The following is a 14,211-nucleotide window of genomic DNA, read 5'->3' as shown; positions in this document are numbered from 1 at the left end:
CGGCCGCTCCCGGCATGGTGCGGGAGCGGCCGGCGGTGCGGAGGTCAGCGGCGGCCATGCCCGCCCGGGCCGCCGTCGCCGTTCAGCCCATGGGTGTTGAGGCGGCTGTTGCTCTGCTCGACGTTCTCGATGTTGCGGTCGCGGGTGTCCTTCATCAGCCGGACCTGGCTGACCGTGGCGTCGGTGATGCCCACCACCGCGTCACGGAAGGACATCATGGTGTCCTTGGTGGTCTGCCGCTCCTTCTGCTCCTGCGGCCTGGCCTTCTCGGCGAACTCGCCCTCGGTACCGGGCCAACTGACCGTGGGGGCCAGCTCGTCGAGGAACTCCTCGGTCATGCTCCTGGCCAGGGAGCCGATCTCCTCAAGCTGCCCCGCCAGCGCCTCGATGCGCTGCGGGTCGACGTAGTACCGCTGTCCCATCGTCAGTCCTCCCCGTCCTCGCCGAGCGCGTCCCGCCAGGCGGGGGTGGCCTGGTCGCCGCGCGCCTTGTCCTCGTCTTCCTCGTGCAGTACCTCGGGGCCGAAGATCCGCTCCCAGTCCACCTCGAAGCCCTTCAGCTCCGGCACGTTGCTGCTGGGCTCGGTGAAGGGTGCCATCGCCTTCATCACGTGCCGGTTCATCTTCAGGCGCGCCGCGTTCGCCGCCTCCAGGACGCTGGCGGCCAGCTCCTGGGGGGACATGTCGCGGTACTTGTTCTCCAGGAAATCGATCCCGGTCAGCTCACCCTGCGGGCCCACGGTGGCGCGGACCGCGCGGTCGGAGGAGAGCACCGCGAACGACGCCTGCCGCAGCTCGCGCTCGGTGCGCGCGACCGCCTCCTGGGCCGCCTGGAGTTCGGCCATCGCCTTCTCCAGGCGCTTCTCCAGCGGTTCTGTCACGCCCGCGCCGCCCTTCTCCATCGGTCTTTCCGTCGGTCTTTCCGTACATCCGGACGTCCGGTCCATGCCTGTGACCCTGGTCCGAAGTCCGTCAACTGCCCTGCTGATCTTGCCTGGTTGGGGCTCGGCCGCGGAAGCCGGGGCCGGGTGGGATTCGTCTCTCCGCGGTGGTCACGCCGGACCTTCACGGTGATCAACGCCCGATGACGGCCGGGGTGCCGCCTTCCTCGGTGCCCCACACATCCGCGTCCTCCTCCAGGTAGTCGGCGGAACTGGTGGACCCGCGGCCCGGCTCCGCCTCCTCCTCGGGGGAGTCGCCGCCGGTGGTCGCCACCCGGGAGGCCGGGGTCAGGAAGGTGTCGCTGTCCTCCTGGCGGTTCCACGGGCTGCGCCGTCGGCGGTTGCGGCGCTCGCTCTCCTCGGCCGCGTCGACCAGCACGGCGCGCACCCGCTCGCCGTTGCCCTTCTCGCCGCCCGCGCCCATGCCACCCATGCCGCCGCCCATCGGCATGCCGGGGCTGCCGGGCATGCCGGGGGCGCCGGGGGCGCCGGCCGTGGCAGCGGGACTGAGCGGGGTGGCCGTGCTGTCGGCGGCACTGTCCGAGAGCGGGGCGGCTCCGGCGGTGCTGAAGCCGTCCGGGGAGAAGGAGTCCGCCCCGGTCAGGCCGCCGCCGGAGCCGGAGGCGCTCACCCCGCCGCCGAGGCCCAGCTCGGAGGACGGCACGTCCCGGGTGGTGGTGCCGTCGCCGCCGGTCCCGTTGACGTTGCCGAGGCCGTCGAGTACGTCCGAACTGTCAATGTCTCCGGGCGAGTTGAGGTCGCGCAGGTCCACTGTCTCGGTGTTGCCCTGCGGGTCGGTGACGGTGGCGACGCCGGTGTCCGGGTCGATGACCTGAGTGCTGCCGTCCGGGAAGGTGGTGGTCAGCTGGCCGTTGTCCAGGACAGTGGTCGAGCCGTCCGGGTTGGTCACCTCCGCCCCGTGGGTGAGGTCGGTGGTCGTGGTGGTGCCATCCGGATTGGCGGTGGTCAGCATCCCGTTGTCCGGGTCGAACGTGGCCTTACTGCCGTCCGGGTACGTGGTGGTGAAGTCGCCGCCGTCGTCGAGCGCGGTGTGACCGCCGGTCGGGGTCTCCAGGCCGGACTGGTCGCTGTTGAGGTTCCCGAGGTCGCCCAGGTCGCCGATCGACTCGGTGGTCAGGTCGGAATTGATGTCGCCGAGATCGCCCAGGTCACCGAGGCCGTTCTGGCTGTTGAGGTTGCCCAGGTTGCCGAGGTTCTCGGTGGTGGTGGTGCCGTCCGGGTTGGTGGTCGTCGCCTGGCCCGTCGTGGGGTCGACGGTCTGGGTGGTGCCGTCGGGGAAGGTGGTGGTCAGCTTGCCGCCGTCACCGAGGGAAGTCACCGAACCGTCCGGGTTCGTCACCTTGGTGCCGTCGCCCAGGTCCTGCGTGGTAACCGTGCCGTCAGGGGCGGTAGTCGTGAGCATCCCGCTCTCCGGGTCGAAGGCGGTACTGCTGCCGTCCGGGAAGTCGGTGGTGAACTTGCCGTCGTTGAGCTGGGTGTTGCCGCCGGTCGGGGTCTTGAGGGAGTTGCCGGCACCGTTGTTCAGGCCGCCGAGGCCGCCAAGGTTGCCGAGGTTCTGGGTGATCGCCTCGTTGGCCGCGTCGTTGTTCGACCCGCCCGGACCGTTGTTGATTCCGTCGAGGTCGCCCAGGGTCTGGGTGACCGTCGCCGGGCTGAGTGGGTAACGCTGCTGGTCGCCACCGCCCTGGCTGTTCACATCGCCGAGGTTGCCCAGGCTCTCGGTGACCGGGATGTTCTGGTTCAGCAACTCGTCAATGTTGCCGAGGCTCTGCTCGTTGACCGCGTTGGGATCGTTGATGCCGCCGAGGCTCTCCTCCATGGCCTTGGCCTGCTCCTCGGCCGCCCGCTCGGCCTCCTCCTGCTCGCGCCGCTGCTCCTCGCGCAGCTCGTCCTGGTACTTCTTGTCCTCCTCCCGCTGCTTGTTCTGCTCCTCGCGCAGCTCATCCTGATACTTCTTGTCCTCCTCCCGCTGCTTGTTCTGCTCCTTCCGCAGCTCATCCTGATACTTCTTGTCCTCCTCCCGCTGCTTCTCCTGCTCCTTCCGCAGCTCCTCCTGGTACTTGCGGTTCTCCTCGTTCTGCTTGTTGATCTCGTTCTGCTCATCCTCCAGCTTCTTCTTCTCGTACTCCTCCGAGGCCGTGCTGGTCGACTTCGGCTTGGGTACGTTCTCCGAGAAGTCCTTGCCGAGGTCGAGGAAGTGGTTGTTCAGGTCGGACTGCACCTTGGCGGCGGGCTTGCCCAGGTACTCGTCGACGCCCTGGCTCCAGATCTTGACCGCCTTGTCGCCGACCTTCGCCCAGTTCGCGACGTCGGTTAGGTCGCCGTACTCCGGGTGCACCTGGGAGAAGCCGGCCTGCGGGCTGTGGCTGACGCTCGTGTTGTAGCGGGTGGTGTACGACTTGATGTCCGTCTTGGCGACGTTGTTCGCGTCCACCCACTGGGCAAGGTCGTCCAGGACGTAGCGCAGCACCTGATGCGGGTCGTAGTACGAGGACTTGGCCCAGTCCAGCCACGCATCCAGCAGCTTGTTGGCGGAGTCCTCCAGGTACTTGCGGCCCAGCGACAGTGCGCGCGAGTACACCGTGTTGCCGGTGCCGGTCTCATTGCCGGTCCCGGCCGTGGAGTTGAAGGTCTCGACGTAATTGTCGTAGTTCTCGCGGATCTTCTTCAGCAGGCTGCGGAAGACTTCCGCCGCCTCGCCCTTCCAGCTCGCGTCGTCCCGGCCGAAACGGTCCTCCCAGTCCTTCAGCACCACCGCGTGGTCCTTGAAGAACTTGGCGGCGAAGTCGAAGGAGTCTCCGGTGGTGTTGAAGGAGTTCAGGTCCACCACGTCGGCCCCGGGCACACCCAGGTTGCTGAACCGGGCGTCCTGGCTGCTGCCGCCCAGCAGGGCGAGGAGCGCCGCCCGCGGCCCGTTCATGTACTGGGCGAGCGGGACGGTGCTCATCTTGTCGTCGTTGTAGTCCGTGAACTCGTTGCCCTCACGGACCTGGGCGTCGCGGACGTTGTCGGAGCCGGGGCCGGCGAAGATGATCTCGTCGCCGGCCTTGACGCGACCCTCGAAGACGATCCGGGCCTGCATGATCGACCGCTTCTTGCCGCTGTCGAAGAACCAGATGTCGTAGTCCTCGCCCCTGTTCGTCAGGAAGCCGGAGTCCTTGACGAGCAGGCCGAGGCTGCGCTCCTCGATGTCCATCCGGAAGAGCTTGCCGCCGTGGTCGGATCGGAGCTTGTCGAAGACGGTGTTGCGGTCCGGCACGGGATAGCCGGTGATGTGGGTGACCAGGGCGGCCCAGGTGTCACTCGACGGGTCGCCGGCGTTGTCGAACTTGTCGAGGTTGGCGACGGAGTTGGGATCGTACCGATCGGCCACCGGGCGCCCTTTCTGGTCGGTTGTCGTCCGTGTCGGCGCACCGGGTCCTCGTACGGGTGTGCAGCCGTGTGTTTCTCACGCGGGCGCGCCGGGCGGCCGTGGCCTCTGCCGGCACGCGCGGCACGGGCTCAGCTTTCGTCGTCCGGATCGCCGGTGGTGCCGGCGGTGAGTGTGTCGACCTCGTCGAAGGTCTGCAGCAGCGTCTGCGCGTCGATCGCGTCGAGGTTCTTGTCCTTGGTCTTGTTGGCCTCGTCGATGGTCTCCGTGAGCGCCTCCTTCAACTCCTTGAAGAGGTCCATCTGGTCACCGAGCAGCTTGTCGATGGCCTCGGCCGCGGTGCGGACGCCCTCGATCAACTTCGGTCCCGAGACCAGGGGTTCGGTGACCATCTTGCCGATGCGCAGGAGCTGTTTGTCCTGGGCGAGGTTCTCCGGGGTGGTGTGCCCGTCGATGAGGTGGCCGAGCGGGCGGATGTGGGCCCCGTCGCCCTCCTCGCGGTGCTTCTTCGCGACGGTGTAGACCGGCTGTACCTCGTTGTCCCGGAAGCTCTCCATCTGCTTGAGGTCGAAATGCTTGACGTCGGCCTTCTCACCGGCCATGAGACGTTCTCCTGCTGCTTGGTGCCGGGCGGGGATACGAGGGCGGGCCGGACCGGGCCGGCCAGGCGATCGGATGCACGCCCGGCCGGTACTGAGCGGGTCCGGGGAAGTGCGGTGCGGTTCGGGTGCGCCCCGAAGGGGCGCGGGGCTGTGACACTTTGCGGCTCCTCCCCCACTCTCGGCTTCTCCCTCAGGAACCGGGGGGGGGACCCCATCGCGGGCGCGACCAGCCACGACGCACTCGCAGACGAAGACGCTGCTGTGGCGGCACTTCCCGCGGAGCGCTCAGCGGGCCCGCACACTCCCCCAGTTGTCGGCGCTCTTGCGCTCGTCGCGGGAGTGGTTGTCGTGGATGGTCCGGATCAACTCGCCGTTGTCGCCGAGGAGCTGGGCCATGTTCTTGGTGGCCTGGTCCCACTCCGCCTGGACCTCACGGTACTTCTCCTGGTCCGCACCCTCCCAGGAGGTGACGAGCGGCCTCAGCTCGTCCTCCAGGTTGTTGAGGGTCGTGATGATCTGCTGGGTCTGGCCCAGCAACTCCTCGATGGCCTGCTGGACCTTGGGGTACTGAACGTCGATGATGCCGTCGGCCATGACGTCTCCTCTCGAAGGGGGGCCGGGCGCCGGGGCCCGGGAAGTTCACGAAGTACGGCCTCGCCAAAGGGGGCCGGTGCCGCGGGGGTCAGCTCAGTGCTTCGAAGACGCCCTGGCTGGTCTTGCTGTTGAGAACCTCGGTCAGGTCCTGGTTCTCCTTCGCCAGACGGTTGGCGGAGGTCACGTTCTCCTGGAGTGCGTCGATCATCGTGCTGATCTGGACGACGACCTTCTGCGCCTCGGTGTTCCAGCTGCGGAAGAGCTTCAGCAGGGCCTGGCCCTCGTCGCCGCCGACGCCCGAACGCGCGGCGATCTCGGCGACGTTGTTCTGGATCTTCTCGACCTGGTCCCGGGCCGACTCCAGGGAGGAGACGCCCCCCAAGCCCTTGGCATAGTCCGCTTTCCTCGCGGCGCTGTCCGCCATGTCGCGCTCCCTTCGTTCAGGCGCGTCTCGTCGCACCGTTGCCCGCTGAGGCTAAATAGAAAACAGCGTTCCGCGCAACGCGTACCGGGAAGATGTGAACATCGGCCGACTCAACAGAATTCGCCTGTATGGCAACGGAGTTGTGCGAACGTTGCAGCGAGGTGAACCCGTGCGCCTGAACGACCGGGGAAGCATGACGTGAACCGTCCGCCGGGCGACAAACGAAGCGGGCGGAAAACGGGCACGCGAAGAGGTCGAGCGGTCATCGGGAGGAGTCCTTCCCGGAAACGCACGCGCACCCATGCCCGCACCCGCAGGATTCCACGAGTGCGCTCGGCCGAAATATTTGAGCTTCTTTTGAGGATTCACCTTCCTATCCGACACCGTGACGGTTCAGGCGATTTCGCGCCATCGGCGCCGAGTTCGGCTTGATGTTTTCCTGCGTCCGCCCTTTTCCTTTTCTTCGGCGCTGTATGTGTTCCTTGCCGGAATCAGCATGTGGTGTCAGCTGTGTGAGGCGGTGGCCGCCGTGTCCGCCTTGTCCGCTGTGCCGGCCTCGGCGTTCCTTTCGCGCTGCCCCGCCTGACCCACGGCACCGCACTCCGGAGCCGTGACCTTGGGCTCCGCGGCGCCAGTGGCGGCGGCCGGGGCAAGGTCCGCGCCGGTCGGGAAAGCCGCGAGCAGCGGCGCCGGGACCGAGTCGATGTCCGCGGCCTCGTACCCGAGTGCTGCCAGTGAGTCCTTGGCGGAGACGCGGTACTTCACGCCGTTCTCCGCCACCAGATAGGTGGTCCCGGCGTGCGCGGCGCCGCTCGCGTTCAGGGCCCGCACCAGGGCGCCGTGCCCGGGCCGTACCACCGTGGCGTCCGTCGGGACACAGGCCGGCTTCAGCGGCTGAGCGGTGCCCTCCGACACCGCGACCGGGGTGAGCAGGGTCAGAGGGACCAGCACTGACCTGATCCGGGCGCCGCCGTCGTCGCCGTCCACCTGCGCGCAGAGCGCGGTGCCGCGCGGCGCGGACTGCGGGACAGGCGGCGCGTCCGGCAGCTCCGCGGATCCGGCGGAGCCGGCGTCCTTCGCCGGGTGCTCGCGCAGCGCGTCCGCACCGACCGTGCGCACCTCGGGCGACCGCCCCTGGTAGGCGTCCTTCTGGGTGGCCGGGTCGCCCAGCACCAGGGCGGCGCCGAGCCGGGTCAGCGGCACCAGGCCGTCCTTGCGCAGCAGGTGATAGGTGCTGCCACCGCCGGGCACGCTGACCTTGAACAGCTGGCCGATCCGGCTGGCTTCACCGCCGAGCACGGGGCCTTTTTCGCCGCGCCCCGGCACCGCGGGCGGCTTCAGGGCAGGGCCGGGTGCCAGCGCGTCGAGGAAGGCCGCCGAGACCGGCATCGGCTGCTGGGAGCCGTAGCCGAGGGCGTTGCGGGCGTCGGAGGCGCGGTCCAGCGGCAGCCTGCTGCCCCGCCACACCAGGTACTCGGTGCCGTCCGTGCCGCGTACCAGCACACCGCGGTCGCGGCCGATGCCGCGGGAGTCCAGAGGCATCCCGGCCGCCACGGTGGTGGCCCCCGGCTTGTCCACTCCGGTGCTCGCGACGACACCGGAGGTGTTGGGCAGCGCCCCGTCCGGCCCGGTGACGCACATGTGCCAGGCGCCGTCGTCGAGTTGGCCGGGCCCGGGCACGACGTCCGGGGCGCCTGGGATGCCGACCGGGGCGCCCACCGGGACGTCTTGCAGAGAGGCGGTGCGGACGTCCGCGGTCGCCAGGTCGGAGCCGCCGATCAGCCGCGCCGAGGCGTAGTTGCGCACCGGGTGCAGTACGCCGTCGGTGCCGGTCCACAGGTATCGGGCGCCGGTGTCTCGGTTGACCACCAGGTGCTCACCGTCGCGCCAGCTGTCGTTCCCGCCAGGGCGCAGCAGACCGTAGACGGTGGCGCCCGCGCCGATCAGGACGGTTACCAGTACGCCGAAGACCACGCCGCGGGTGGTGCGCCCGAGCGGGCTCTCCGGGGCGTCCGGGTCGGCCGTCAGCAGGCCCGAGCTGAGCCTGCCCATCATGAAACTGTGGGCGTGTACCTGGTCTCGTTTGGACTGCACGGCCTCTCCTCAACTCCTTCTTCATGCCCCGGCGTGCGGGTACGCCCCGTCGTGCGGGTGTCAGCCGAACAGGCCGCGCAGCCAGCCGAAGAGCCCCGCCGCCCAGAGGCTGAGCGGCAGCAGCGCCACCGCGAAGCCGGTGTGCGCCACTTCCGCCGCACGGCCCCAGTACGGCAGCACCCGGCGGCCGGGCACCGTCCAGGCGGCGATCACGAGTGCGGCCGCGGCGGCGAGCAACACAGCGAAGACCACCACGCGTTCGTCGCTGGGGTAGTCCATCGCCCAGGCGCGGGCGAGCAGCAGCAGCCCCCAGACGCCGGGCACTGCCAGGGTCAGCCGCTGCCCGATGTGCACCAGGCCGCGGCAGTGCAGGAGCAGCAGCAGGCTCAGCCCGAGGGACGTCAGCACCTCGGGCAGGTTCGGGTGCTCGGTGAGGACGACCAGGGCAGCCGCGACGATGGTGCCGGTGGCGGCGAAGAGCGCGGTGACCCAGCGCCCGGCCAGCTCGGTGCGCTCGGCGACCTCGTCGCCCGCGTAGGGCTCGATGCCCTCCTGGAGCTGGCTGGCGGAGGACGGCAGCGCGGGCAGTCGCATCCCGGCCAGTTTGAAGGCGAACGGCGCCACCGCCCCGGCGGCGAGCGCCACGACCGTCGCCACCAGCGCCACTGCGGCCGGCACGTCCAGGCCGGTGTACCCGATCAGGGCCCCGGCGATGGCGGTCGCCACCGAGACCACCGCGGTGGCGAAGAGGGCCGGGGCGCCGACCGCGGTGGCGGCGAGCGCGAGGACCGCGCCGCCCGCGCCCGCCGCGCCTGCCGCGAGCAGCCGCGCGCCCGCGACCTGCGCCGCGTCCGGTCCGGTCAGGTCGCCGCCGGGCAGCAACCAGCCGGCCAGTGCCAGGCAGGGCGCGACCAGCAGGCCGAGCGCGGTCGCGGAGAGGCGGTCGCCGACCGCGCGGCTGGCCGAGCCCGCGCCCGCGAGCAGCAGCAGCCCGGTCACGGCCGCGTAGGCGACCCGTGAGGAGCCGGAGCCGGTCGTCCCGGGCCAGATCACCAGCGCGAGGGCGGCCACCACGGTCGCCACCACGGTGCCCACCAGAAGCCCACGGGCCGCTCCGGGGTGCCAGGTGTGCAGCCGTCGGCCCGCGGTGTCGGCTATCCCGTCCACCAGATCGTCGAGCCGGGCCTCGGGCAGCGCCTCGGTGTGCGGGCGCAGGTAGAGCACGGCACCGTCGGCGAGACCGGCGCGGGCGAGGGTGGTCTCCTCGTCGAGTGGGGCGTCACCGAGCCGTTGGAGCACCCAGCCGGCATGGTCGAGACCGGCCTCCTCGGCCTCCTCGCCGACATAACGCAGCAGCGTGGGCAGAAGATCGGCGACCGGCACGTCGGCGGGCACCGCCAGATCGACGGAGACGCTCGGCGCACGTACGGTCAGGCGGCACAGTTCGGCCACCGCGCTGTCGGTCATCAGCTGAACTCTCGTCTTCCGTGGGGGCTTTGACAGGAGGACTTCCCCGGGAGAGGGGACGTGCGAAGATTACGGAAGGCCCGCGCGGCCAGGAACGGCGGGTGCCGGTAGGGGAATTGTGTCCGCGCGGCCGGCGACGGCCTCTCCCGCGTGGACAGGTCGCGTTCCGTGAATGCAGACTACTGCCTACGCCCGCCGGATCGTGCTGCGGACCGGACTCAGTGTCCGGTATGGAGTTGTCCATCACGGGAGTTGACCGTTCCCCGCTATCCGCTCGAAACATGCACCCGGCGTTCACCGCGTCACGCGGGACCCGGAGAATCAACTCGGTACGGTCTTTCCCGCTACTGGGTGCGCCGGTATTCGGTGCGGGCCGGAAAGCCAGTGAAACCGGAGGTTCTGTTCCTTGAGTGTGGTGCTGTTTCGCCGGCCGGCCCGCAGACGCGGACCGGAGATGCCCGAGGGTCAATTGACCCTTCAGGAGCCACCGGTCCTCGCCGAGACGGTGCCCGACACCTCGGCGATATGGACCTATTTGCCGATGGCGCTGATGTCGGTGTCAATGATGCTGATGTTCCTGCGCCCCGGCGGTGGGAACGGCGTCTTCATGTATTTGGCGATGGGCGTCATGGCGCTCTCCGCCGGTGCCATGCTGCTGGGCCAGCTGATGCGCCGCTCCAGCGAGCGCAAGCAGCGCCTGAAGGGCGAACGCCGCGACTACCTCCGCTACCTGGCGCAGACCCGCAAGCGGGTCAGGGCCACCATCACGGAGCAGCAGCGGGCGCTCGCCTGGCGCCACCCGGAGCCCGCCTCACTGCGCTCACTGGCCCGCACCTCGCGGCTGTGGGAACGCCGCCCGGCCGACGAGGACTTCGGCGAGATCCGGCTCGCGGTCGGTGAACAGCAGCTCGCGCTCACCCTGCAACCGGTCTCCACCCGCCCGGTGGAGGACCTGGAACCGCTCACCGCGCACGCCCTGCGCCGCTTCATTCGCGCCTACTCCACCATCCCCGAACAGCCCCTCGGCCTCTATCTGCGTTCCTCGGCACGGGTCCTGGTGCGCCCCGAGGGGACTTCCGGCGAGGAGTCCGCCGAGCCGGGCGCCTGGCCGTACGAGGAGAACGGCGAGGCCCGGGCCGAGGGCGGCGCCCCGGCCGCGGACCCCGGCGCCGACGCCGTACGCGCCCTCGTGCGCGCCGCGCTCGGCCAGCTCGCGGTGTTCCACGCGCCCGAGGAGCTGTGGCTCGCGATCTGTGTCAGTGACGAGCGGCGGCCCGACTGGGAGTGGGTCAAGTGGCTGCCGCACGCGCTGCATCCGCACGAGGAGGACGGCGCCGGCCAGGTCCGCCGGATCACCGCCGACCTCACCGAGCTGGACGACCTGCTCGGCGCCGAGTTCGCCGAGCGCCCCGGCTTCGATCCGGAGGCCCGCCCGGGCCGCGACGAGCCCTACACCGTCGTCGTCCTGGACGGCGTCACCGTCCCCGAGGGCCACCGCTGGGAGGGTCACGGCTACCGCAACGCCGTGGTCCTCGACGTGTCCGGGGCGCTGCGCTGGCGGCCCGGCCGCAACACGCTGCGGCTGACCGTCGGTCCTGACCAGGTGAGCCTGGTGCGCACCGACCGCAGCCGCAAGGAGCGCTCCGTGCCGCTCGGCCGCCCGGACCGGCTCGGCCCGCTCGGCTCGGAGTCGCTGGCCCGGCTGCTCGCCTCCCGCCGGATCAGCCTGGGCACCGACATCGCGCAGCCGCTGGAGACCGATGTCGAACTGACCACCCTGCTCGGCATCCCCGACCTGCACCGGCACGACCCGGGGACCCTCTTCAGCCGGCACACCGGCTCCGCCCGGCTGCGGGTGCCGGTCGCGGTCGGCGTGGACGGCCGCCCGGTGGAACTCGACATCAAGGAGTCCGCGCAAGGAGGCATGGGCCCCCACGGCATGCTCATCGGCGCCACCGGCTCCGGCAAGAGCGAACTCCTGCGCACCCTCGTCCTCGGCCTCGCCCTGACCAACTCCTCCGAGACCCTCAACTTCGTCCTGGTCGACTTCAAGGGCGGCGCCACCTTCCTCGGCTTGGAGGAACTCCCGCACACCTCCGCCGTCATCACCAACCTCGCCGACGAAGTCGCCCTGGTGGAACGTATGCAGGACGCCCTGCACGGCGAACTCATGCGCCGCCAGGAGCTGTTGCGCTCCGCCGGTAACTACACCTCCGCCCTGGAGTACGAGCGGGCCCGCGCCGCTGGGGCCGAACTCACCCCGCTGCCCAGCCTGTTCGTGGTGGTCGACGAGTTCAGCGAACTCCTCTCCACACACAGGGAGTTCATGGACCTGTTCGTGATGATCGGCCGCCTCGGCCGCTCCCTCGGGGTGCACCTGCTGCTCGCCTCGCAGCGCCTGGACGAGGGCCGCATGCACCAGCTGGAGAGCCACCTCTCGTACCGCATCGGCCTGCGCACCTTCTCCGCCATGGAGAGCCGCGGTGTGCTCGGCGTACCGGACGCCTACGAGCTCCCGGCCCAGCCCGGCAACGGCTACGTGAAGTCCGGTGTGGAATCCCTGACCCGGTTCCGTGCCGCCTACTCCTCCGGCACCTACCGGCGCCGCACCGGCGCGGTGGTCCAGGCCCGGGTGGCCAGCCAGGTGGTGCCGTGGACCAGCGGCTGGGTGGTGCCGCGCACCCTGGAGCCCGCGCCCGAACCGGAGCCGGAGACCGAGGCCGCCGAGGACGAGGAGACTCTGCTCGCCGTGGCCCTCGACCGGCTGCGTGACTCCGGCCCCGCCGCCCACCAGGTGTGGCTGCCGCCGCTGGCCCAGCCCTCCCCGCTGGACGCCCTGCTGCCCGGCATCGCCGCCGACCCCGAGCGCGGCCTCACCGCCGCCGGCTGGTCCGGCACCGGCAGACTGCGGGTCCCGGTCGGCCTGGTGGACAAGCCCTTCGAGCAGCGCCGCGACCCGCTGATCGTGGACCTCTCCGGGGCCGGCGGCCACGTCGCCATCGCGGGCGGTTCACAGAGCGGCAAGTCCACCCTCACCCGCACCCTGATCGGCGCCCTCGCCCTCACCCACACCCCCTCCGAGATCCAGTTCTACTGCCTCGACTTCGGCGGCGGCGGCCTCTCGCAGCTCGACGGGCTTCCGCACGTCGGCGGCGTCGCGGCGCGGCTCAACCCGGAGCGGGTGCACAGGGCGGTCGCCGAGGTGATGACGCTGCTCGCCCGGCGTGAGCAGTTCTTCGTGGACCACACCATCGACTCGATGCAGTCCTACCGCCGCCGACGGGCCGCCGGGGAGTTCCCCGACGAGCCCTTCGGCGACGTGTTCATGGTGGTCGACGGCTGGTCCACGGTCCGCCAGGACTACGACGACCTGATCGCGAAGTTCAACGAACTCGCCGCCCGCGGCCTCAACTACGGCATCCACCTGCTCGTCACCACCACCCGCTGGGTGGAGCTGTCCGCCCAGGTCCGCGACCAGGCCGCCACCCGCCTCGAACTGCGGATGGGCGACCCGATGGACTCCGAGATCGACACCCGCAAGGCCCGCTCGGTGCCGCGCAGCGGCGGCCGCGGCATCACCGCCGACAGCAAGATGCACTTCCTCGCCGGCCTGCCCCGCCTGGACGGCAGCGGCTCCCTCGACGACCTCGGCGACGGCGTCGCCCACCTGGTCACCGAGGTCGCCCGGCACTGGTCGGGCGCACCCGCACCGCAGGTCCGGATGCTGCCGCACCGGCTCCCGGTCGCCGAACTCCCCGCGCCCGAGTCCACCGAGGGCGGCGGCATGCGTCTGCCTCTCGGCATCGACCAGGACGCCCTGGAACCGGTCTGGCACGACTTCAGCCGCACCCCGCACCTGGTCGTGGTCGGCGACACCGAGAGCGGCAAGACCAACCTGCTGCGCCACGTCACCGAGGGCATCACCGCCCGCTACTCCCCCACCGAGGCGAAGATCATCGTGGTCGACTACCGTCGCACTCTGGTGGACACCGTCCCCGAGGAGTACCGCATCGGGCACGTGATCTCCCTGGACAACCTCAAGGAGACCATCGAGGGCGCGGCCCGGGCGATGAAGACCCGCGTCCCCGGCGCCGACATCGCCCCCGGCCGCATGCGCAAGTGCGACTGGTGGACCGGCCCGCGTCTGTTCATCCTGATCGACGACTACGACATGGTCTCCGGCAGCTCCTTCCAGAGTCCCCTGGAGCCGCTCTTCGAGTACCTGACCCTCGGCTTCGAGATGGGTCTGCACCTGGTCGTCGCCCGCAGCGCCATGGGCGCCGGGCGCGGCCTCAGCGACGCCCTCATCCGCCGCCTCGACGAGGCCAACAATCCCGCTGTCCTCCTCTCCTGCCCGCCCACGGAAGGCCGTCTCTTCGGCAACGCGAAACCCCGCAACCTCCCTCCCGGCCGAGCGCTGCACATCGCCCGCCGCCGGGCGAGGCTGATGCAGACGGCACTCGTGGAGGAGAGCCAGGGGCAGGACGACTGAGAGAACGCGCGAGCGAAGAAGTACGTAGCGAAGAGCGCGTAGGGACAGCGGGGGCCACCTGGGGTGGCCCCCGCTGTCGGTTCTGGGGGGCCGTACGGCCCCAGGGGGTGTCTGGGGACGCGTCCGGCATCCTCAACCCTTGGTCCTCAGCTCATTGCTTCTTCTGATTCCTTCCTCGTTCCGTCTGCTCCCGCCGGCCGCCATCCC

9 protein-coding genes are annotated in these 14,211 nt (G+C 70.3%); 1 reads left to right on the top strand and 8 read right to left on the bottom strand.

The features are described 5' to 3' along the window. Positions 1-44: 44 nt before the first annotated feature. From ACTWQR_RS36500 to eccD, 8 genes are all read right to left on the bottom strand, one after another. Complete coding sequence (locus tag ACTWQR_RS36500; RefSeq protein ID WP_443231529.1) at positions 45-422, bottom strand: hypothetical protein; 378 nt, start codon at positions 420-422, stop codon at positions 45-47. A gap of 2 nt (positions 423-424) precedes the next feature. Next, positions 425-880: a YbaB/EbfC family nucleoid-associated protein gene (locus ACTWQR_RS36495; RefSeq protein ID WP_443231565.1), complete on the bottom strand. Its 456-nt coding sequence runs from the start codon at positions 878-880 to the stop codon at positions 425-427. Positions 881-1,073: 193 nt separating this feature from the next. Further along, positions 1,074-4,334 carry an AAWKG family protein gene (locus ACTWQR_RS36490; protein WP_443231528.1) on the bottom strand — a complete coding sequence of 1,087 codons (3,261 nt, stop codon included), beginning with the start codon at positions 4,332-4,334 and terminating at the stop codon, positions 1,074-1,076. 128 nt (positions 4,335-4,462) lie between these two features. Beyond that, positions 4,463-4,933, bottom strand: a complete 471-nt coding sequence (locus tag ACTWQR_RS36485; protein ID WP_443231527.1) for a type VII secretion system-associated protein — start codon at positions 4,931-4,933, stop codon at positions 4,463-4,465. Positions 4,934-5,218: 285 nt separating this feature from the next. Continuing rightward, positions 5,219-5,527, bottom strand: a complete 309-nt coding sequence (locus ACTWQR_RS36480; protein WP_443231526.1) for a WXG100 family type VII secretion target — start codon at positions 5,525-5,527, stop codon at positions 5,219-5,221. Positions 5,528-5,615: 88 nt separating this feature from the next. After that, entirely contained in the window at positions 5,616-5,951 is a 336-nt protein-coding gene (locus ACTWQR_RS36475) for a hypothetical protein (protein WP_443231525.1), read from the bottom strand. Between the two features lie 504 nt (positions 5,952-6,455). Continuing rightward, a complete protein-coding gene (eccB, locus tag ACTWQR_RS36470) occupies positions 6,456-8,045 on the bottom strand; it encodes a type VII secretion protein EccB (protein WP_443231524.1) in 1,590 nt (529 codons plus the stop codon). Between the two features lie 60 nt (positions 8,046-8,105). Continuing rightward, complete coding sequence (eccD, locus tag ACTWQR_RS36465) at positions 8,106-9,512, bottom strand: type VII secretion integral membrane protein EccD (RefSeq protein WP_443231523.1); 1,407 nt, start codon at positions 9,510-9,512, stop codon at positions 8,106-8,108. A 454-nt stretch (positions 9,513-9,966) separates the two neighbouring features. Between eccD and eccCa the strand changes: the two genes are divergently transcribed. Beyond that, positions 9,967-14,004 carry a type VII secretion protein EccCa gene (eccCa, locus tag ACTWQR_RS36460; RefSeq protein ID WP_443231522.1) on the top strand — a complete coding sequence of 1,346 codons (4,038 nt, stop codon included), beginning with the start codon at positions 9,967-9,969 and terminating at the stop codon, positions 14,002-14,004. Positions 14,005-14,211 lie beyond the last annotated feature (207 nt).

This window comes from Streptomyces sp. 2A115, assembly GCF_052245575.1.
Classification (GTDB): Bacteria; Actinomycetota; Actinomycetes; order Streptomycetales; family Streptomycetaceae; genus Streptomyces.
This window is presented reverse-complemented; position numbering and strand designations above follow the sequence as displayed.